The sequence below is a fragment of the Rufibacter sp. XAAS-G3-1 genome (assembly GCF_013623775.1).
Lineage (GTDB): Bacteria > Bacteroidota > Bacteroidia > Cytophagales > Hymenobacteraceae > Nibribacter.
Genome location: NZ_JABFAM010000007.1, coordinates 228624 through 250894, shown reverse-complemented (window position 1 = coordinate 250894; position 22271 = coordinate 228624). Strand labels below are relative to the sequence as shown.

Below are 22271 nucleotides of genomic sequence, written 5' to 3'. Positions count from 1 at the left end.
CACTCCGGGCTGCAAGCCAACTCCTGAACGCCCAGAAAGATTTTTCCCTACGGGATCTCCCCCCAAGCGGGGAATTTTGCTTTATTTTGCAGGATTCTCTCTCCTGGAAAGGGCAAGGGTGGTTGAGCAGGGCTGTACATCCACCCAGCGTTTGTACATCAACGCCCGCCGAACCTTTTTCTGGCCATTTTCGCTTGCAACCCTTACCTTTAAACAAGCCCTAAGATTTTAAAAGAACCTGGTGCCATCCCTTTTGTAGCTTTCAGGCGTATCAGGAAACAATGAAATGAAGCATTCTAGCATATTCTGGCTGATAGTAGGGATAGTTTTGTGGGCAACCCCTGGTTCCAAAGCACAACCAAGCAAAGACCTCAGCTTCCCGCTCATCCAGAACTACCCCAAGAGCCTGTACCAAGCCGGAAACCAGAACTGGTCGGTGGCCCAGGGCAGAGACCGGGTCATGTATCTGGGGAATTCTGAGGGGCTGCTGGCCTATGACGGGCAAGCCTGGCAGTTGTACCGCATGCCCAACAAAGTCATTGTGCGGGCCGTGGCCGCTGACCCTAAAACCAACCGGGTATACGCCGGGGGCTTCGGCGAGTTGGGCTATTGGGCCTATAACAGGCAAGGCCGCTTCGTGTACACCTCTCTTGCCCACCTAATCCCCGCTGAGAATGCCCTCAAGGGCGAAATCTGGAAGATCTACGTAGAGCCGGGCCGGGTCATCTTCCAGTCCTTCTCGGCCATCTACATTTACCAACAAGGCAAGATGCAGGTTGTGAAAGGCGAGCACACCCTCTTGTTTCTGCTGAAAGCCCGCAACCGGTACTTTGTGGAGGTGATTGAAAAGGGACTCTACGAGCTGAAGGATTCTGCCCTGGTGCTCATCAAGGGCAGTGAGGCCATGGGCAACACGGGAGTACTGTCTGTGCTGCCTTTCCAGGGCAATTCCTTTCTGATTGGCACCGCCAAGAGCGGGCTGTTTCTGTTTGACGGCACTTCCATTTCGCCGTGGGGCTCCCCTGCCGCCAATGATTTCCTGAAAACCAACCAGCTGAACAACGGGGTGGTCTTGCAGAACCAAACGGTGGCGTACGGCACCATCCTCAACGGCTTGGTGATCCTAAACCAGGAAGGAAAGATCCTGCACCGCATGAACAAAGCCGGCGGCCTGCAAAACAACACCGTCCTCAGCCTGTTCACCGACCGGGAAAACAACCTCTGGGCGGGTTTAGACAACGGCGTTGACCGCATTGAGGTCAATTCCCCGCTGTACTTCTACTTTGACAAAACCGGAACCTTCGGCACGGTTTATTCCAGCATCATTCACCAAGGCAAAATCTATCTGGGCACCAACCAGGGGCTTTTTTACAGCGACTGGGCCCCAAACCACGCCCAGCAGTACCAATCCCTGGATTTCAGGATCATTGAAGGCAGCCAGGGGCAGGTGTGGGAACTCACGCTGCAAGACGGCCAGCTGCTGTGCGGGCATAACGAGGGCACCTTCAGGGTAGAGGGCGACCGGCTTCAGAAACTGTCGGGGTTCAAAGGGGGCTGGACGCTCAAGAAACTCACCTCCCCAGCGCCAACCCTTCTACAGGGCACCTACACGGGCCTGGTGGTCTATAAAAAGGACGCGGGCGGCAAGTGGGTGGTCTCCCATAGGATAGAGGGCTTTGGGGAGCCGTCCCGGTTTGTGGAGCAGGACAACACGGGCCACATCTGGGTGAGCCACGCCTACCGCGGCCTGTACAAACTGACCCTGAGCGCCGACATGACTAGGGCCGAGTCCGTTACGTACTACAACCAGGAGCAAGGCCTTCCGGCCGATGACCAGATCAACGTGTTTCGGTTAAACGGCCGCGCCGTTTTCACCTCAGAGGACGGTTTCTACGGGTACGACGCCGTGAGCGACAGCTTCTCCAAATACACTGAGCTCAACAAGAAACTGGGGGCTTTCGCGTCCTCCAACCGCATCATTCAGGCGGCGGGCACCCAGTACTGGTTTATAAACCATGGCCGGCTGGCCTTGGTAGACATGCCCCAGGCGGGCACCGTTCGCGTAAGCTCCACCCCTTTCAACCTGCTCAGCGGCCACATGGTGCAGTACTATGAAAACATCAGCCGCATCAGCAAGTCCAGCTACCTTATCAGTATTGATGATGGCTTTGCGGTGTACAACACCGAAGTAGCCCCTCCCCCCAAAAAGACCCTTCCGCCGGTGCTCATCAGAAAAGTGCAGCACCATTCAGAAGCCCGCTACCCCCTGGCCGAGACGAATTCTGTTCACCTGGAGATTCCTTACAAGAGAAACAGCCTCAGCATTGCTTTCTCCTTGCCCTATTACAGCCAGATGAAACCCAAATTCCAGTATTTTCTGGAAGGCTATTCCAAAGAATGGTCAGACTGGGCGTACGCTTCCCAAAAGGAATTCCTTAACCTGGCCCAGGGCAACTACCGTTTTCTGGTGCGGGCCAAGATTGAGAACGAGGCCACCTCACCCGTCACTGCGTTTAGGTTTACCGTGGGGCCGCCGTGGTATGCCACGTACTGGGCCTACCTGGGGTACGTGGTGGTGGGCCTGCTGCTACTGCTGCTTTTCAGGCATCTGTACCACGCCCGGCTGCACCAAGACAAGGAAAGGATACGGCTGAAGCTGGAGCAGGAAAAGGAAGAGCACCTCCGCCGCGAGGCCATTGTCAATGAACAGAAGCTGGTGAAGCTCCGCAATGAGCAGCTGGAGTCTGAACTGGCCGTAAAAAGCCGCGAGTTGGCCAACTCGGCCCTCAACATTGTCTCTAAGAATGAGCTGCTGGAAGGCATCCGCCAAGAAATCCTGCTTCTGAAAGACGCCAGCGGCAAAAAACTCTCTCCCGAGCAACTGAAAAAGCTGCAGAAAGTGATTGACGAAGGCATAGACAAAGGGTATGACTGGAACCTGTTTGAGAGCAGTTTCAACGAGGCCCACGAAAACTATTTCAAGAAACTCAAGACCCTTCACCCCGAGCTCACCCCCAAAGACCTGAAGCTTTGCGCCTACCTGCGCCTGAACATGAACAGCAAGGAAATTGCCTCCCTGTTGAACATTACCGTCCGGAGCGTGGAGATAAGCCGCTACCGCCTCCGCAAAAAGCTGAACCTGGACCACGAGAAAAACCTGGTGGAGTTCTTGATGGAAGTATAGGCCCGCCGGGAGATTACCCTGCCCACTACAAAGCGCGTTTACGGCCTGTTTTTCTAAAAACAGGCCGTAAACGCGCTTTGTAGTGGGCAAGGTCTCAGAAAGTGAGCAGCAAGCGTTATTCCCAACCGGCTTTTTAGGGAGGGTCTCACGCCAAGCAAAGACGGCTTGCTGCTGTTTGAGATCTAAGCCGGGAAACCGCAGCAAAACCAGCTCTCCCCAGGTGCTTCAGCCCTACCCCTCCTTCCGTTAACGGGAAACCCCAGAGTCAACTTGCGGCAATTCATTTCATTCCAGCCACTCTCCGCCAGAGATAAGAGCCGCTCAGGCGTTTACGTCCTGTTTTTCTAAAAACGGGCTGGAAACAGCCGCACGGCCTCTTCAGTTAGGGAGCACCACGTTGGCATGGGCTTCTAATTCACCTGGCCTGGGGCATATTTCACCTCAACATTACCACACAAAGCTTTAAAAGCCAGCCAGACAGGCAAATGCTAATTTGTTAAATAAGACCCTATATTTTGGCTTAAAACTACTTTTAAGCCGATTTATTCAACTTATTTTAACATTTTTTCACCTGATGTAGCCATGTATAGGTGCTTTTTTGGGTTCACACCGGATAAGTAAAGACATTTGAATCAGATTCAAAGCAAACTGAGCTTCCATTCCCTAACCTATTCTACTATGCGTAAAACCTTACTGACTATTTTGCTTTCCCTCTTCCTAATCCCAGCCTTGCACGCGCAGGAGCTGCTTACGGTAAGAGGAAAAATCACAAGCGGCACTCCCCCCGAAAACCTGATTGGGGCCAGCGTTCAACTAAAAGGCTCCACTCTGGGCACCCAAACGGATGTGAATGGAGACTATACCCTCGCCAATGTGCCCTCTACTGGTGTGCTGGTTTTCAGCTATCTGGGGTACAGCCCCCAGGAGGTAGCGGTGAACGGCAGAACCACCGTCAATGTGCAGCTGCAAAGCACTTCCAATGAATTGGAACAGGTTGTGGTGATTGGTTACGGCACCCAGCAGAAGCGCGATGTGACAGGTTCCATTGTGTCTTTGAAAGCCGAGGAATTTGAAGACGTACCCGTGCCAAATCCCTTGAACGCCCTCCAGGGAAAGGCGGCCGGGGTGCTGATCACCAACAACGGCTCGCCGGGTTCTTCCCCCAGCATCCGTATCAGAGGTGTGGGTTCTATCAACGGGGTCTCCCCGCTGTATGTAGTAGACGGCATCTTCACCAATAACATTGATTTTGTAAACCCCAATGACATTGCCTCCATGGAGATTCTGAAGGATGCCTCCTCGCTGGCCATCTTTGGTCTGCAGGGTGCCAACGGGGTGATCATCATCACTACCAAACGCGCCAAACAGGGCGAGACCAACATCAACGTGAACAGCTACGCGGGTATTCAGCGGGTTGGGCAGAAGATTGAGGTGGCCAACGCGGCCCAGTTCAAGCAACTCTACAATGAGCAGCTCACCAACTTGGGCCAGTCTCCCTATGACTTTGAGTTCAACGGCTACACCGCCAACACGGACTGGCAAGACCAGATTCTCCGGCAAAACGCCTTCATCAACAACAACAGCGTCAGCATTTCCACCGCCTCGGAGCGCAACTCGGCCAGCCTAAGCCTTAGTTACTTCAACCAGGAGGGCCTGGTGAAATACGACTCTTACAAAAGATACACCGCCCACTTGCGCGATGAGTTCACCGTGAATAAGCACGTGAAGGTAGGCGCCGACCTGAGCCTGTTCCGTTGGGACCGCACCCCCGCCACGGGCAGCATTTCAGGTTCGCTTTGGGCTGCCCCCGTGTACAACCCGTACCATGAAACGGGGGCCTACAACTCTGGGCCCGCTTTCCAGCGGGCGCAGGTGGCCAACCCGGTCGCCTTCATGGAAATAAACAAGGGAACCAACGTCAGCAACGGCTACCGCTTGGTAGGGTCTGCCTTCGCTGAGGTGAAGTTCCTGCAGAACTTCACCTGGCGCTCCACCTTCTTCACAGATCTGGGCTTTAACCAAAGCAGGGGCTATACCCCCATCTATTCCATTGGGTACGGTGACCAGCGGGCCCAGTTCAATGACGTGAGCGGGGTTAACCAATCCAAAAGCACTTTCACCGCCTGGCAGCAAGACCACCTTCTCACTTACAGCAAAACCTTCCAGGAGAAACATGATGTAACTGTGCTGGTGGGCGCCACCATGCAGTACAGCGGCAATGACAACGTGAGTGGTTCTGTGCAGGGCCTCACTACCCCCATCCCCAACAACCCAGATTTCTGGTACCTGGGCATCAGCAATGACCGGGAAACCCAGCGCAACGGTGGCGGGGCCAGCGAAAACGCCCTGGCAGCCACGTTTATCCGGGTGAATTACGCGTTCGCCAGCAAATATTTGCTGAATGCGTCCCTGCGCCGCGACGGAACCTCTCGGTTTGGCCCCGTGAACCAGTACGACAACTTTCCTGCGGTAGGTGCCGGCTGGGTCATCAGTGAGGAGAACTTCATGCAGAGCCAGAGTTTCGTCAACTTCCTCAAACTGAAAACGTCTTGGGGCCAGCAGGGAAACCAACAGGGCGACTACGTCATCTACCCTACGCTAAACACCGGGGTCTCGGCAGTGTTCGGGGAGCAGATCTACCCAGCCGCCGTGCCCGCCTACGTGCCTAACCCCGGCATTAGGTGGGAAAAGATTGAAGGCTTTGATGCGGGCGTAGAGCTCGTAACGCTCAACAACAAACTCAGCATTGAGGTAGATTACTACAACCGCAAAACAAAAGACATCTTAACCACCATAGAACGCCAAGCCACCGTGGGCGTTCCCACCACCTTAGTGAACGCCGGCACTGTTCTGAACCGGGGATTTGAGTTCTCAGGCACTTTGAACGACCAGAAAGGGGATTTCGGCTACAGCGTGAGCGCCAACCTGACCACCATCCATAACGAGGTGCTGGCCCTGGGGGAAAACGAAGGATTTAACATCTTTGCGGGTAACTTTTCCAGAACGTCCGTCAATTACCCAATCGGTCACTTTTACGGCTACGTGCATGACGGTATCTTCCAAACCCCCGAAGAGGTAGCCGGCTCTTTACAGGCCACCACCGCCAAACCAGGTGACATCCGTTTCAAAGACGTAAACGGCGACGGCATCTTTAATGACAAAGACCGTACGTATATTGGCTCGCCCACCCCAGAGTTAACCTACGGAGCTTCCGTAAACTTAACCTTTAAAGGGTTTGAACTGGGGGTAGATGTACAAGGCGTAGCCGGAAACCACATTTACAACAACCGCATTGCCCAAAATTTCTCCATCCTGAACTACGAAGCCCGCCGGTTTAACCGCTGGACCGGCCCAGGCACCTCTACCTTTGAGCCCATCTTAGACAACACCCGCGCCCAGAACTTCCTGCCCTCCGACTACTTTCTGGAGAAAGGAGACTATTTCCGGATCAGAAACCTTACCCTGGGCTATAACCTGCGGGGAGGTGTGCTGGAGAAACTCCGCATGAAAGGGGCAAAAATCTACGTGAACGCCCAGAACCTCAAGACCTTCACCAAGGCCACCGGGTACTCGCCAGAGGTTGGCGGGGGGCCATTGAGCTCTGGCGTTGACAACGGCACCTATCCGGTACCGTCCATCTTTACCGGAGGCATCAACATTAATTTCTAAGTCTGTATGAAAAAGCTATCTAAATATACCTCCATCGCCCTGCTGGGGTCACTTTCCCTTACCGGCCTCTCCTGCAACGATTTCTTGGACCGGGAGCCGCTGGGCAGATTCACCACCGAGACGTACCCTGCCGGGGGGCTTACCCAGTACGTGTACGGCATGTATTCAGACCTGCGGTCTTGGGGCGTGCACGCGTTCGCGTTCGTGGGCATCACCAGCATTACCTCAGACGACGCCGACAAAGGCAGCACCCCGGCCGACGGAGCCGACCAACTGGCCCTGGACAACTTCACTATCCTGCCCGCCAACGGCCTCATCACAGATTTTTACCGGGCGCACTACACGGCTATCAGCAAATGCAACATTGTGCTCCAACAGGCCGAGGCCCTCAGAAGCACCATCACCCCAGAAGATTACACCACTTCGCAGGCCGAGGCCCGGTTCATCAGGGCGTATCTGTACTTTAACCTGGTAAGAACCTACGGCCGGGTACCCATTGTAGACAAAGTCTTCGCCGAAGGCGATAACTTCAACATCCCGCAGTCTTCCAAGGCCCAGCTTTACGCCTTTATTGAGCAAGACCTCCAGTTTGCGGCCGCCAGCCTGCCTTCGTCCTGGGGAACCGGTTTTGCCGGCCGGCCCACCAGTTGGACGGCCCAGGCCATGCTGGCCAAAGTGTATCTCTACCAGCAGAAATGGGGGGCGGCCTTGTCCAGCGCCCAGGCAGTGATGGGCTCGGGCATGTATGACTTGAGCGTGCCGTACAACCAGATTTTCACTGAAACCCGGGAAAACAGCCGCGAATCTGTGTTTGAGGTGCAGGCGGTCTACACCCGCACCAACCAGTTTGGCACCCAGTATGCCGAGGTGCAGGGTTTCCGGGGCTCCGGCGCGCAAGACTTGGGCTGGGGCTTCAACTCGCCGTCGCTTCTCCTGCACAATGCCTATGAGCCGAACGACCCGCGCCGGGAGGCCACCATCCTGTACCGGGGCGAAACCACGCCTTACGGGGAAACCATGCAGACCACCCCGCCTAACGAGCGCTACAACCAGAAGGTGTACACCAACCCCAGCGTACGCACCACCGTGGGCAACCAGAAAGGGTACTGGATGAACATCCGCCTTCTCCGCTACGCGGATGTGGTGCTCATGGCCGCCGAGGCCGCCAATGAACTGGGTGGCACGGCCAACACAGACATCGCCTTGGCCAACCTGGAGATGGTGCGCGCCCGCGCCCGGGGCAACAACGCGGCCATCTTACCCAGAATCACGGAACGCAACCAGGCCGCCCTCCGCACCTTGATCCGCCAGGAGCGGCGCATTGAGCTGGCCATGGAGCACGAGCGTTTTTATGACCTGGTGCGCTGGGGCATTGCCGGCGATGTGTTACGCGCCGCCGGTAAAAACTTTGTGACCGGCAAACATGAAGTGATGCCTATTCCACAAAGCGAGATAGACAAATCTGCCGGAGTCCTTACCCAGAACCCCAATTACTAACCCGTACAGGGGCAGGGAGGCGGGTGCTTCCCTGCCCCTGTACTTTACACTCCTAAGCGACACCGGCGTTTTAGGCCTGCTTTTGGGGAACCACCCTTGAAACGGCTTCAGGCTACGGGCGGGGCGCCTTGCTCGGCGGGGACGGGAAGTGTTTTTAGGCCTGTTTCTGAAAAAAGAGCCCTAAAACGCTTCCTACCTGAGCAAGGCGAAAGTTGAATTCCCATTTAGTAGCCAACGGCCTTAGAGCTTACCGGCTAAGAACAAACACAAACAGACATATGCTGAATTTTGCAAAGCAACTCCCTCTGGTACTCATCGCCCTTCTTTGTTTGGGCGGTAGTACCCAGGGCTGCAAAGAGAACGACGCCCCCCTCCCGGACCAACCGCAGACCCTGGCCCCGTCTTCCACGGCCGAAGACAAACAGCTCCTGGACCAGGTACAGCGCGAAACGTTCAAGTATTTCTGGGATTTTGCCCACCCGGCCTCAGGCATGGCCCGGGAACGCACCACCTCCGGCGACATGGTCACCAGCGGCGGTTCGGGCTTTGGGGTGCAGGCCCTTGTGGTAGGGGCAGACCGTGGTTTTGTCACCCGCGCCCAGGCCGTAGACCGCCTGCACAAGATATGCGATTTCCTGGCCTCGGCCGACAGGTTCCACGGGGTCTGGAGCCACTGGATCAACGGCAACACCGGGAAAGTCATGAGTTTCAGCCAGAAAGACAACGGCGGCGACGTGATAGAGACCGCCTTTCTGGTAAACGGTCTGTTAACCGCGCGGGCCTACTTCAACGGCGCAGATGCCAGGGAGGCCGCCCTCCGCACCAAAATCACCCAGCTCTGGGAAACCGTGGAGTGGGACTGGTACGCCTCCCGCGGCGACAACCTGCTCTACTGGCACTGGAGCCCAACCTACGGCTGGGACATGAACATGCCCATCAGAGGCTGGAACGAAGGCCTCATTGCCCATGTCCTGGCCTTGTCCTCCCCTACCCACCCGGTTAGCGCCACCGTTTACCGCAACACCTGGACCAGCGGCGGGCCTTTCCGGAACGGCAACACCTATGAAGGCTATACCCTTGATCTGGGGGAACGGCTGGGAGGCCCTCTGTTCTTTTCCCATTACTCCTTTATAAGCCTAGACCCCAGGCAGCTGCAGGATCAGTACACCAACTACTGGCGGCAGAATGTGACGCATACGCTCATCAACCGGTCTTACAGCCTTCACACGGCCCCTAAGCACTACGGTTACTCCGCCAGCCTTTGGGGGCTTACGGCCTCAGACACCTACAACGGCTACACGGCGCACAGCCCCACCAATGACAACGGCACCGTGTCGCCCACGGCCGCCCTGTCTTCTTTTCCGTACACCCCCTATTATTCCATGCAGGTGCTGCGGCACCTCTACAAAGACCTGAATACCACCATGATAGGCCCCTACGGCCCTTATGATGCGTACAACAAATCCAGGAACTGGGTGGGCACCCAGAACCTGGCCATTGACCAGGGGCCCATTGTGACCATGATTGAGAACTACCGTAGCGGGCTTTTATGGTCGCTCTTCACCAACCTGCCGGAGATTCAGGCGGGGCTCGCCAAAGCCAACCTCTCCAAGCCTGTCTATGAGACCGGTTTCCCGCTGGCCGTGCCGGAGGTACAGGCAAATCTGGTAGACCTCCTGAAGCACCCAGACGCCGATGCCTACCAACTGGAAGTAGCCGTCAACAATGCCCCTGGCCTTACGCTCACGGTAGAAAAAGGCGACGGTACCGTGGTGGAAACCATCTGGACCAACGAAACCAAAGCCAACGGCCTGCACACCGTCCGTTTCGGGAAGACCCTGCCCCCGGCCACCTACCGCTTACGGCTCAAGAACGCTTCCGTCAACAAAACCCTTACGGTCTTTCTCCATTAACAATACCATTGCTTCTGTCCCGGCAAACGTCTCCGTTTACCGGGGCAGATGAAGAGGCTCCTTTCCGGCACAGAGCCAAACAAGCAAGGTAAATCTTCCATGAAACCCTGTTTCTGGGGTAAACCGGCCCTAACGGGGAGAAAACGCTTTCAGGTCAGATTCTTCTTATACATCCACCCATACAATCAAAAACAAACATCTGCATGAAAAATCAATTAAACCGCTGGAAACTATGGCTGGCAGCCATCACCTTTCTCTGTTTTACCGCCTGTGGCGAAGATGATGCCCCAGAGCCAACCAAGTTTGTGCTTCAGTCACTGATGGTCGGCACAGTAGACCTCAACACTTCTGCCGCCGCCACCAACGTACCTACTGATGCCCCAATCAAAGCCACTTTCTCTACCAACGTAGACCCCGCCAGTGCCACTAACACCACCGTAACGCTCACAAAGCAAGGCCAAACCGCCAACGTGCCCGCCAACGTGACGGTGACTGGGGCAGAGGTTACCCTTACCCCGTCTGCCACCCTCACGGCCGGAACCGCCTACACCCTAAGCGTTGGGGCCATGAAATCTGCTGACGGGCAAACCCTGCCGGCCATGACCAAAAGCTTCACCACGGCCGGTACGGCCCCAATGCCCGGCGTTATTGCGCATTGGTCGTTCAACGGCAACGCCGCTGATGCCTTAGGCTCCTTCTCGGCCCCGTCCAGCGGCATGGTGGGCATCACGTACGGCCCAGACCGGAAAAACCAGGCCAACGCCGCGGCCGTTTTCAACGGAACCACCTCCATCATTGAAATCCCCGACGGCGCGCAACTCATCAACGCCACTAATTTCACCATGAGTTTCTGGATGAAGGCGGTCTCCACAGACCATGTAGATGCCAGCGGCAAACCTAAGGCGCACTTTGTGTTTGGGCTGGGTGCTTTCCACGGGCTTTCCATGGAGGTGGCCGGCGACTATGGCTCCATTAAAATGGGGAACAGGTTTGAGTGGGCAGACGGAACCACTGGCTCCAACGACTTCTTCTTCAACGGCGACGGGAAAAACGCCGCCAACGGCGGATGGGCGGCGGTTGAAACCCGCAAAGACCTTACCGGCTCTGGCGGGGTGGCCGCTTTGCTAAAAGACAAATGGGCCCACATCACCTTCGTGTTCAACAGCGCCACTAAATCAAGGTACCTGTACATCAACGGCGAGCTGATGGAGAAAGACAATTTCACCTTGTTGCCAGACACCGAAAAACTGAAAACGGTGAAGGGAATAAAATTCAACGCCAATACTGAAGTGGAAAATAAGTTGGCCCTTGGCTTCAACCAGTCCAGGGGAGGCACGCTGTGGGCCGCAGAGCCTTGGGGAGGCTATAATTTCACCACCGCCAACCACTTCAGAGGCAGCTTGGATGAAGTAAGGATTTTCCACACCGCCTTAACCGGGGCCGAGGTATTGGCCATGTACAACACTGAAAAATAACCACCTGCCCAGTTGAGGGTGCGTTTCTGGGCTGTTTCACTAAAAACAGCCCAGAAACGCCCTTCTACTTCTAAGGCCCGGGTTCTTAGCCCCTGCCCGTCACCAGTTCTTTCATGGGGGAGTCTAACCGCGCCAGGAACGCTTTGCCCGGCGGCACTCCCCTCTTTACCCTTTACCCGGGAGGCAAACGTACCGCAGCCACTGCTTTACCTTCCTTCCCATCAGCCTTTACCACCTATGAAGAAACTTTCCGTCTTCCTCCTTATCTGCCTGCTCGTAGGCAACCTGGCTACTGGCCAACGTAAAAACAGTACCCCCCCCAAAAAAGCCCTGCAACGCCCCCAGAACCTATCCGATGAGCAACTCCTGGACTTGGTGCAGAAACAGACCTTTAAATATTTCTGGGATTTTGGGCACCCCGTGAGCGGCATGGCCCGGGAACGCAGCAACACCTCCTTTGACTACGGCAACGAGGTAGTGACCACGGGCGGTACCGGCTTTGGGGTCATGGCCATCATAGTAGCCGCCGAGCGCGGTTGGATTACCCGGCAACAGGCCGCCGAGCGGACGCTCAAAATCGTAAACTTCCTCTGGAAGGCCGACATGTTCCACGGTGTGTTCCCACACTGGCTAAACGGCGAGACCGGCAAAGTGATCCGCTTCAGCCCCAAAGACGACGGCGGCGATCTGGTGGAGACGTCCCTCCTGTTCCAGGGCCTTATCTGCGCCAAGCAATATTTCACCGGCAACACCCCCGCCGAAAACCAGCTCCGCAGCAAAATCCAGGGAATGTGGGACGGCATTGAGTGGAACTGGTACACCCAAGGGGGGCAGAACGTACTGTACTGGCACTGGAGCCCCAACAACGGCTGGAGCATGAACCACCAGATACGGGGGTTTAACGAATGCCTGATCACCTACGTGCTGGCGGCGGCATCTCCCAGATATTCAATCAGCCCGCAGGTCTACCACCAGGGCTGGGCCAATAGCAACCACTTCCGCAACGGGCGGGAGTACCTGGGCATCAAGCTCCCGCTGGGCTATGATTACGGCGGCCCTCTGTTCTTCAGCCACTACTCCTTCCTGGGCCTGGACCCGCGCGGCCTCAAAGACCACTACGCCGACTACTGGGAGCAGAACAGAAACCACACCCTCATCAACCGCGCCTACGTGATCCAGAACCCCAAGCAATACAAGGGCTACAGTGCCAACAGCTGGGGGCTAACCGCCTCTGACAGCCACCGGGGCTACGCCGCCCACTCCCCCACTGAAGACCTGGGCGTCATTACGCCTACCGCAGCCCTGTCTGCGTTCCCTTACACGCCTGAGTATTCCATGCAGGCCCTCAAGCATTTCTACTACACCCTGGGCGACAGAATCTGGGGCGAGTACGGTTTTGTGGACGCCTTCAGTGAACACCACAACTGGTACGCCAACTCCCACCTGGCCATTGACCAGGGCCCCATTATCGTCATGGTTGAGAACCACCGCACCGGCCTGCTCTGGAAACTGTTCATGGCCGACAAAGACGTGCAGAGCGGGTTGAGGAAACTGGGCTTTGAAAGCCCGCAACTACCAACAGCGCCCGCCAAATGAGAATTCTCTGCCTCATAGCCGCCCTACTTTGGGTGGGGGGTACCGGACAGGCGCTGGGGCAGCAAAAGCCCCTGACCTACTGCAACCCCATGAACCTGGACTACGGCTACACGCCCATCCCAGAGTTCACCGCGTCTGGCAAGCACCGTGCCACCGCAGATCCCGTCATTGTCACCTACCAAGGCGACTACTACCTCTTCTCCACCAACCAGTGGGGCTACTGGTGGAGCCCAGACCTGGCGCAATGGAATTTCGTGTCCAAGTCTTTCCTTAAACCGCACCACAAAGTCTATGACGACTTGTGCGCCCCCGCCGTGTTTGTGCTGGGCGACACCATGCTGGTCTTCGGGTCTACCCATGAGAAGAACTTCCCGCTCTGGATGAGCACCAACCCCAAGGGCAATGAGTGGAAAGAAGCCGTGGAGCCCTTCCAGGTAGGAGCCTGGGACCCCGCTTTCTTCCTGGACGACGACGGCCGCCTCTACCTCTACTGGGGCAGCAGCAATGAGTTACCGCTGTACGGCATTGAAATCAACCGGAAAACCTTCCAGCCCATTGGCGAGAAGAAAGCGCTCATCCACCTCAACCACGAGAAATTCGGCTGGCAGCGCTTCGGTGAGTATTTAGACAACACCTTTCTGGATCCGTTTATGGAAGGGGCCTGGGTTACCAAGCATAACGGCAAGTACTACCTCCAATACGGCGCCCCCGGCACTGAATTCAGCGGCTACGCCGATGGCGTGCAGGTGAGCGACCATCCGCTGGGGCCGTTTACCCCCCAACCGCACAACCCCTTCGCCTACAAGCCCGGCGGTTTCGCGCGCGGGGCCGGGCACGGCAATACCTTCCAGGACAGATGGAACAACTGGTGGCACGTGTCTACCATGGTTGTCTCCGTGAAGAATAACTTTGAGCGCCGCCTGGGCCTGTGGCCCGCCGGGTTTGACAAAGACGGGGTGCTCTACAGCAACACCGCCTTCGGCGATTACCCGCACTACCTGCCCGGGGGCCCCGCCGACCACCTCAAAAGCCGCTTCACCGGTTGGATGCTCCTCAACTACAACAAACCGGTCACGGTGTCTTCCACCTTGGCCGCCTATGCGCCCAACTATGCCGTAGACGAAAGCATCAAAACCTACTGGAGCGCCGCCACCGGAGACAAAGGCGAATGGATCCAGACCGATCTGGGCGCTCTGAGCACCGTGCGGGCCATCCAGCTCAACTACGCCGACCAGGACGCCGAATTCCTGGGCAAACAAACCGGCACGTACCACCAATACAAAATCCTCCACTCCCGGGACGGCAAGAAATGGAACGTGCTGGTGGATAAAAGCAGGAACAAGACCGATGTTCCCCACGACTACCTGGAACTACCCCAACCCGTGAAGACCCGGTTCCTGAAGCTGGAGAACCTGCACATGCCCACCGGCAAATTCGCGATCAGCGGGTTCAGGGTGTTTGGCACCGGAACTGGCGCCAAGCCCCGGCCCGTGAACAACCTGGTGGTCTTGCGCACCCAGAAAGACAAGCGCAGCGCCTGGCTCAAGTGGTCTCAGTCGGCAGACGCCTACGCCTACAACATTTACGTGGGCATTGCCCCAGACAAGCTCTACAACTGCATTATGGTGCACGGCAGCGGCGAGTATTACTACAAAGGCATGGACAAAGACCTGCCCTACTATTTCCAGATAGAGGCCATCAACGAAAACGGGGTCTCGGAACGAAGCCCGGTGCTGGAGTCAAAATAAGTGCGGTGTTTTGGGCTTGTTTTCCGGAAAACGAGCCCAAAACAGGTTTGCCTCGCGGCGAACAGAGGCCTTTAGAGAATGAGCAAAAGAGAAAGAAAGAGTACAGATTTAAGCGTTTAACACTACAGAGAATGAGAAAAATAAGCCTTGCCCTTGCGTTGTCCCTCGGTTTGGTATGCCCTCCGCTGCACGCCCAGAAAGCGAAAACCAAGAAAGCCGCCCCGGCGGCCGTCCAGCAAAAGCATACGCCCACCAACCCGGCCCAGATGAAGAAATTCATAGATGAGCTCATGGCCAAAATGACGCTGGAGGAAAAGATAGGCCAGCTGAACCTGGTCTCGGTGGGGTTCACGGTGACCGGCCCGGTGGTGAGCGAGAACGTGGACGAGAAAATCAGCAAGGGGCTGGTGGGCGGCGTGTTCAACACGTTCACCCCCATCGCGGTACGCAAACTGCAGGAGAAAGCCCTGAGCCAGTCGCGGCTCAAGATCCCGCTTATCTTCGGCTATGACGTCATCCACGGGCACCGCACCATTTTCCCCATGCCCATCGGGCTGGCCGCCAGCTGGGACCTGGCCGCCATTGAGCGCAGTGCCCGCATCTCGGCAGATGAGGCCTCGGCCGATGGCCTAAACTGGGTTTTCTCGCCCATGGTAGACGTAGCCCGCGACCCGCGCTGGGGGCGGGTTTCGGAAGGCTCCGGCGAAGACACCTGGCTCACCTCCCAGATCGCCATGGCGATGGTGCGCGGGTACCAGGGCACCGACCTGGCCGCCTACAACACCGTGATGGCCTGCGTGAAGCACTTCGCCCTGTACGGGGCCGCCGAGGCCGGCCGCGACTACAATACCACCGACATGAGCGACCGCCGCATGCTGGACGAATACCTGCCGCCCTACAAGGCCGCCCTGGATGCTGGGGCCGCCAGCGTCATGTCCTCCTTCAACGACATCAACGGCGTACCCGCCACCGGCAACAAATGGCTCATGACCGACCTGCTCCGCACCAAATGGGGGTTTGACGGGTTCGTGGTCACGGATTACACCGCCATCAACGAGCTGATTCCGCACGGCATGGGCAAGAACGAGTACGAGGTGGCCAAGGTGGCCCTGGACGCCGGCATTGACATGGACATGGTGGGCGAGGTGTTCCTCAACCACCTGGGCCAACTGGTAAAGGACGGCAAAGTCACCCCGGCCCAGATAGACGTCGCCTGCCGCCGTATTCTGGAAGGCAAGTACAAGCTGGGCCTTTTTGAGGACCCCTACCGCTACGCCAACGAACAGCGCGCCAAAGAAACCCTGCTCAAGAAGGAATACCGAGAGGCGGCCCGTGACATCGCCCGCCGCACCCTGGTCTTGCTCAAAAACCAGAACCAGGCCCTACCACTTAAGAAAACGGCCTCCATTGCCCTGGTAGGCCCCCTGGTGAAAAGCCAGATTGACCAGCTGGGCAATTGGAACGGCGCCGGCGACTGGAAACAGGCCATCAGCGTGGAGCAGGGCATCCGCAACGTGGCCGGCCCCAACGTGAAAATCACCTACGCCAAGGGAGCCAACATTGCCGCAGACACCCTTATGCTGCAACGGCTCAACGCCCACGGCGGCATGCTGGAGATTGACCCCAGAACGCCGCAGGAGATGATCCGGGAAGCTGTGCAGGTGGCCCAGCGGGCCGAGGTGGTGGTAGCCGTAGTGGGCGAGTCGCAGGGCATGACCGGCGAGGCCTCCAGCCGGGCCGACATCACCCTGCCCGGCCACCAGCTGGACTTGCTCAAGGCCCTCAAAGCCACCGGCAAGCCGCTGGTGGTGGTCTTGATGAACGGCCGGCCGCTGGCCCTGAAGTGGGAAAACGACCACGCCGATGCTATCCTGGAAACCTGGTTTGCCGGCACCGAGGGCGGGAACGCCATTGCCGACGTGCTGTTCGGGAACTACAACCCCTCCGGTAAGATCACGGCCACCTTTCCGCAGGCGGTGGGCCAGGTGCCCATTTACTACAACCACAAAGCCACCGGCCGCCCCTATGCTGGCCAACTGCTGGACAAATACAAGTCCCGGTACCTGGATGTCCCCAATGAACCGCTGTATCCGTTCGGGTACGGCTTGAGTTATACCACTTTCTCTTACGCTGCCCCTACCCTGAGCAGCAAGACGCTGCAGGCGGGCGGCACCGTGAACGTCACCGTGCAGGTGAAAAACACCGGCAACCTAGACGGCGAGGAAGTGGTGCAGCTGTACGTGCAGGACGTGGTGGGCTCCGTGACCAGACCCGTGAAAGAGCTGAAGAACTTCCAGAAGATTTTCCTGAAGAAAGGCGAAACCAAAACCGTCACCTTCACGCTTCGCGAGGAAGACCTGAAGTTCCACGACCTCAACCTGAACTACGTGGCCGAGCCCGGCGATTTCAACGTGTACGTGGGCACCAACTCCCGTGATGTGCAGGCGGCTTCGTTTACCCTAGTGAAATAACGGAGCATGTTTTTATCCTGGGTTTTGGGGCCGTTTTCGGGAAAACGGCCCCAAAACCCAGGATTCTTTTTACAGTAAGCCAAAGAAGTAAAGCCTGTTCAGAGTTATTTGAAATGGGCATTCCTAGCAGTCTTGCCTGGCGCAAGCGTCTGCTTGGGCCAACGTTTTTCAGGTTGATTCCGGAAAACAGCCGGAAAACAGAACGCCCCGCCAGTCTGGGCCCAAGCGAACGCTTGCGCCAGAACCAAAATGGAAAACGCTGACCAGTATCGTCCTTACGCCTTGCTTTCACCCCAAACCCCAAATCTTATGAAAACGAAAAAACACCGGTGGCTCTGCCTGCTTCTGACACTTCTCTCCTACCCGGGCCAGGCGCAGGATTTCCCCGAGTATGCACACAGACAGTTCATTTCCAAATCTGACACGCTGCGGTACCGCATTCTGTACCCCGCAGACTTCAACCCCGCCCAGAAGTACCCCGTTTTATTTTTCCTGCACGGTGCCGGGGAGCGGGGCGACAACAATGAAGCGCAGTTGGTGCACGGGGGCAGGCTCTTTCTGCAGGATAGCGTAAGGCAGAACTTCCCGGCCATTGTCATCTTCCCGCAGTGCCCCCAAGACAGTTACTGGTCAAACGTGAACATCGTGACCGAGCCCGGCGGCAAGCGGCACTTCAATTTCCTGACCGGCTGCGCCCCCATGCCCCCCCTGCGCCTGCTGCTGGACTTGGTGAAGCAAACCCGTTCTGAGAAACACGTGGACAAGAAGCGCCTCTACGTGGGTGGCCTGTCTATGGGCGGCATGGGCACGTTTGAGGTGCTTAGGCGGGAGCCCAGGTACTTCGCGGCGGCCTTTGCCATCTGCGGCGGCGACAACGTGGCCAACGCCCGAAAATACCGGAAGGTGCCCCTGTGGGTTTTCCACGGCGGCAAGGATGACGTGGTGGCCCCGCACCTCTCGGGGCGGGTAGTCGCCCAACTCAAAGCCCTGGGTGCCAAAGAGGTGAAGCACACCGTTTATCCCAACGCCAACCACAACAGTTGGGACGCCGCTTTCGCGGAGCCGGGCTTGCTGCCGTGGCTGTTTTCGCAGGAGCGGTAACTGATCTCCCCAAAGCCTGCTGTGCCCGTATTGAAGTGGCAGAGCTTCTGGGGCTGTTTTCCGCAGAACACACCTTACACCGCTGGCTTCCGGAAAAGAAATGCCCCGTGGTGGTGGTACGTCAATAATGCTTCGGGCAGCCGTTTGCCGCACAAGTCCCAAAATCCAAACAGGCGCGAAACCCGTTTTGGGGCTGTTTTTGGGGAAACGGCCCCAAAACAGATTTACCAAGTTCACCTAGTACTTCCCAGCTCCCTGCAAAAGGAAAAAATGGGGCATGTGTGCCTACATCGCCCTAGTTTTCCTTCCCATCTACCGAAGCCCAACCCAACCGGAGCCTTCCTCTGGAGATTTTTACGGCACTAAAGCAAATTTTTGAGTAATATTACGAGCTTAAACGGCGGCCTAACCTCCCTCGCCTTCTGGCTTTTCGCTCTTTTCTGCCCCTTTACATGACCTTGTTGGTCACTAGTTTTGAGGGATAGACTTAAAGGCAAAATTTAGGGAGGGTGGTTCTGAACAAATCCCGTTTTAAGCCGTTTTCTGAAAATCCGGCGCAAAACGCTTCAGAGCCTACTCAGCCGCGGCTAGTTTTCCTCTGCGAAAGTAGCCCTATGAAAACTTTATTCAAATTAAATTACGCGTTGCGAAATGCTAAAGCGATATAGCCTGTGGCTGCTGCTGGTAGTGATGGGCACCTGGGTGGCTTTGTCGGGGTTTGCCCCTAAAGGCCGGGGCAACATTACCGTACAGGAGCAACGTTGGGTAGACAGTGTGTACCAGACCCTTACCCCGGACCAGCGCCTGGGCCAGCTCTTCATGGTGGCCGCTTACTCCAACAAACCGCAAAGCCATATACGGGGAATAGAAAACCTTATTACCCAGTATGGCATAGGCGGCGTGATGTTCATGCAAGGCGGCCCGGTGCGGCAAGCCAAACTGACCAACCGGTACCAAAGCATTTCCAAAGTTCCTCTGTTGGTAGCCATTGACGCCGAGTGGGGCTTAGACATGCGCCTGGACAGCAGCATGCACTTCGCCAAACAAATGACCTTGGGGGCGCTGCCCGATGACCACTACGTGTACCTCATGGGCCGCGAAATCGCTTTGAAATTGAAGCGTCTGGGCATTCACGTGAATTTTTCGCCGGTGGTGGACGTGAACAGCAACCCCAAGAACCCGGTCATCGGGAACCGCTCGTTTGGCGAAAGCAAAGAAAAAGTGACTGCCCGCAGCATTGCCTACATCAAAGGCCTGCAAGACCACGGCATCATTGCGGTCGCCAAACACTTCCCCGGCCACGGCGACACTGATGCCGATTCGCACCTTTCCCTGCCCGTACTCTCGCACGACATGGCCCGCCTGGATGATGTAGAGCTATATCCATTCAAGCGTTCCTTTGATGCCGGGGTGATGGGGGTGATGGTGGCGCACCTGCACGTGCCCAAGCTAGACTCCATCGCCAACCGTGCCGCTACCCTATCGCCTTACCTGGTGAACGACCTGCTCAAAGGCAAAATGCAGTATGAAGGCCTGGTCTTTACCGATGCCCTGAACATGAAAGGCGTGACCCGTTACCATGCGCCCGGCGAGGTAGACGCTTTGGCCTTAAAAGCCGGGAATGATGTCCTTTTATTCTCTGAGGATGTGCCCAAAGCCTTCGCCAGCATCCGCCGGGCCATTGCAGACAGCACCATCACCGAACAGGAGATAGAAGTGCGGGTAAGAAAGATGCTGCACGCCAAATACTGGGCCGGGCTGAACCAATATGCGCCTGTCAACCTAGAAAACTTGTCCCAAGACCTAAGCCGCCCGGTAAGCAAAGTGCTACAGCAGCAATTGTACGAGCAGGCGGTCACGGTAGTATCCAACAAGAATGACCTTCTGCCTTTCAGGGTGCTGGACACGACTGAGTTTGCCTCGGTTTCAATAGGCGCAGGTTTGAACAACATACTCTCCCAGACCTTAGACAAATACGCCCCGTTCAAGAAATTCGCGGTTACCAGCCGGTTTGCGCCGGATAGTTTGTATGCCAGTATCACCAGAGACCTGGCCGGGACAGACGTGGTGGTGGTGTCTTTGCACAACCTTAGCAATAACCCTAACAGCAATTTCAATCTGTCGGGCACGGCCATAGAGTTCATTAGGACATTGCAGCGTGACCCTACCAAGAAGGTGGTAGTGGTGGTGATGGGCAACGCGTACAGCCTCAAGAATTTTGAGGGCAGTAACTGGTTGGTCTGCGGCTATGAAGACAATGAGGTCACCCGTAAGGTCATTCCGCAGGTTCTGTTTGGGGCGCTGCCGGCGCACGGCCGCTTACCGGTCACCGCTTCCCCTAAATTCAAGGCCGGTGATGGCATCTCCACCCCTTCCCTAAGTCGCCTGAAATACGCGGTGCCGGAGAGCGTGGGCATGAACTCGGGTACCCTGAAACAAATTGACAACATTGCCCTGGAAGCCATTGCCTACGCCGCTACGCCGGGGTGTCAGGTGCTGGTGGTGAAAGACGGCACCGTGGTACTGGAGAAAGCCTACGGGTACTACACCTATGACCGCACCCAGCCCGTTACTGAGAAAACCATCTATGACCTGGCTTCCATTACCAAAGTAGCCGCCACGTTGCAGGCCGTCATGTTTTTGAAAGACCAGGGCCGCCTCAATTTAGATGCGAAACTGGTCACCTACCTGCCCGAACTGAAGGGCTCCAACAAAGCCACCCTCACCGTACGGGACGTACTTTTGCACCAGGCTGGTCTGGCAGCCTATATCCCTTTTTGGACGCGAACGCTGAAAAATGGCACGTTAAACCCCCTTTACTATGACAGCCTTCCGTCTGCGGCCTACCCTAACCTGGTGGTGCCCGGCGTGTACAGCAACCAACGCCTGGAAGACTCTGTGTGGAAATGGATCGTGAAGTCTGACTTAGCCGGAAAGCGCAACGCCACCGGCAAATTTGACTACCAGTACTCAGACCTGGGGCTGCACCTCATGAAGCGCATGGCCGAGCGGCTCTTAAACCAACCTTTGCCCGATTTTCTGGAGCAGAACTTTTACGCCCCGCTGGGAGCCGCCACACTCACCTTCAATCCATTGAACAAATTCCTGAAAGAGCAGATTGCCCCTACCGCTCCCGGTTCCCAGTTCAACGCCGGTGTTCCGTTGCAGGGAACCGTGCATGACGCCACCGCCGCCATGCTGGGCGGCAAAGCCGGGCACGCGGGTCTGTTCTCCAATGCCAATGACCTGGCCATTCTCATGCAGATGGATTTGCAGAACGGTAACTACGGCGGACAGCAGTATTTCAAGGGTCCGGTTGTGACCGAATTTTCTGAAAACGGCAGCCAAACCAGCCGCCGCGGCCTAGGCTGGGACAAACCAGACCCCCAGGGAAACGGCCCTACCTCTGACCTGGCCCCCATGAGCACCTTCGGCCATACCGGTTTTACGGGCACCGGTACCTGGCTTGACCCAGAGAACAACATTATTTACATTTTCCTGTCTAACCGCGTCTACCCTGACTCTGAGAACGATAAGTTGCTCCAGTATAACATCCGCACCCGGATTCATGACGTAGTATATCAATCGTTAGTCCCTAACCCGTAACTTCGCGGCAA

The 22271-nt window shown here is 56.6% G+C and carries 10 protein-coding genes; all 10 read left to right on the top strand.

Annotated elements, in window-relative coordinates:
- The first annotated feature begins 286 nt into the window (after positions 1-286).
- The 10 genes from HHO50_RS09580 to HHO50_RS09535 all read left to right on the top strand — a co-directional run bounded on the left by HHO50_RS09580 (position 287) and on the right by HHO50_RS09535 (position 22260).
- Entirely contained in the window at positions 287-3184 is a 2898-nt protein-coding gene (locus HHO50_RS09580) for a triple tyrosine motif-containing protein (RefSeq protein ID WP_181305793.1), read from the top strand.
- A 678-nt stretch (positions 3185-3862) separates the two neighbouring features.
- Positions 3863-6853 carry a TonB-dependent receptor gene (locus HHO50_RS09575; protein ID WP_181305792.1) on the top strand — a complete coding sequence of 997 codons (2991 nt, stop codon included), beginning with the start codon at positions 3863-3865 and terminating at the stop codon, positions 6851-6853.
- A gap of 6 nt (positions 6854-6859) precedes the next feature.
- Positions 6860-8350, top strand: a complete 1491-nt coding sequence (locus HHO50_RS09570) for a RagB/SusD family nutrient uptake outer membrane protein (RefSeq protein WP_181305791.1) — start codon at positions 6860-6862, stop codon at positions 8348-8350.
- Positions 8351-8628: 278 nt separating this feature from the next.
- A complete protein-coding gene (locus HHO50_RS09565; protein WP_181305790.1) occupies positions 8629-10263 on the top strand; it encodes a glucoamylase family protein in 1635 nt (544 codons plus the stop codon).
- A gap of 203 nt (positions 10264-10466) precedes the next feature.
- Entirely contained in the window at positions 10467-11738 is a 1272-nt protein-coding gene (locus tag HHO50_RS09560) for a LamG-like jellyroll fold domain-containing protein (protein WP_181305789.1), read from the top strand.
- Between the two features lie 237 nt (positions 11739-11975).
- Positions 11976-13334: a glucoamylase family protein gene (locus HHO50_RS09555; RefSeq protein ID WP_181305788.1), complete on the top strand. Its 1359-nt coding sequence runs from the start codon at positions 11976-11978 to the stop codon at positions 13332-13334.
- Entirely contained in the window at positions 13331-15082 is a 1752-nt protein-coding gene (locus HHO50_RS09550) for a family 43 glycosylhydrolase (protein WP_181305787.1), read from the top strand. The genes HHO50_RS09555 and HHO50_RS09550 overlap by 4 nt, the downstream gene beginning before the upstream one ends.
- Before the next feature lie 131 nt (positions 15083-15213).
- Complete coding sequence (gene bglX / locus HHO50_RS09545; RefSeq protein ID WP_181305786.1) at positions 15214-17553, top strand: beta-glucosidase BglX; 2340 nt, start codon at positions 15214-15216, stop codon at positions 17551-17553.
- Between the two features lie 309 nt (positions 17554-17862).
- Positions 17863-18654, top strand: coding sequence for a dienelactone hydrolase family protein (locus tag HHO50_RS09540; RefSeq protein ID WP_181305785.1), 792 nt, complete (start codon positions 17863-17865; stop codon positions 18652-18654).
- Positions 18655-19305: 651 nt separating this feature from the next.
- Positions 19306-22260, top strand: coding sequence for a glycoside hydrolase family 3 N-terminal domain-containing protein (locus HHO50_RS09535; RefSeq protein ID WP_181305784.1), 2955 nt, complete (start codon positions 19306-19308; stop codon positions 22258-22260).
- The last annotated feature ends 11 nt before the right edge of the window (positions 22261-22271 follow it).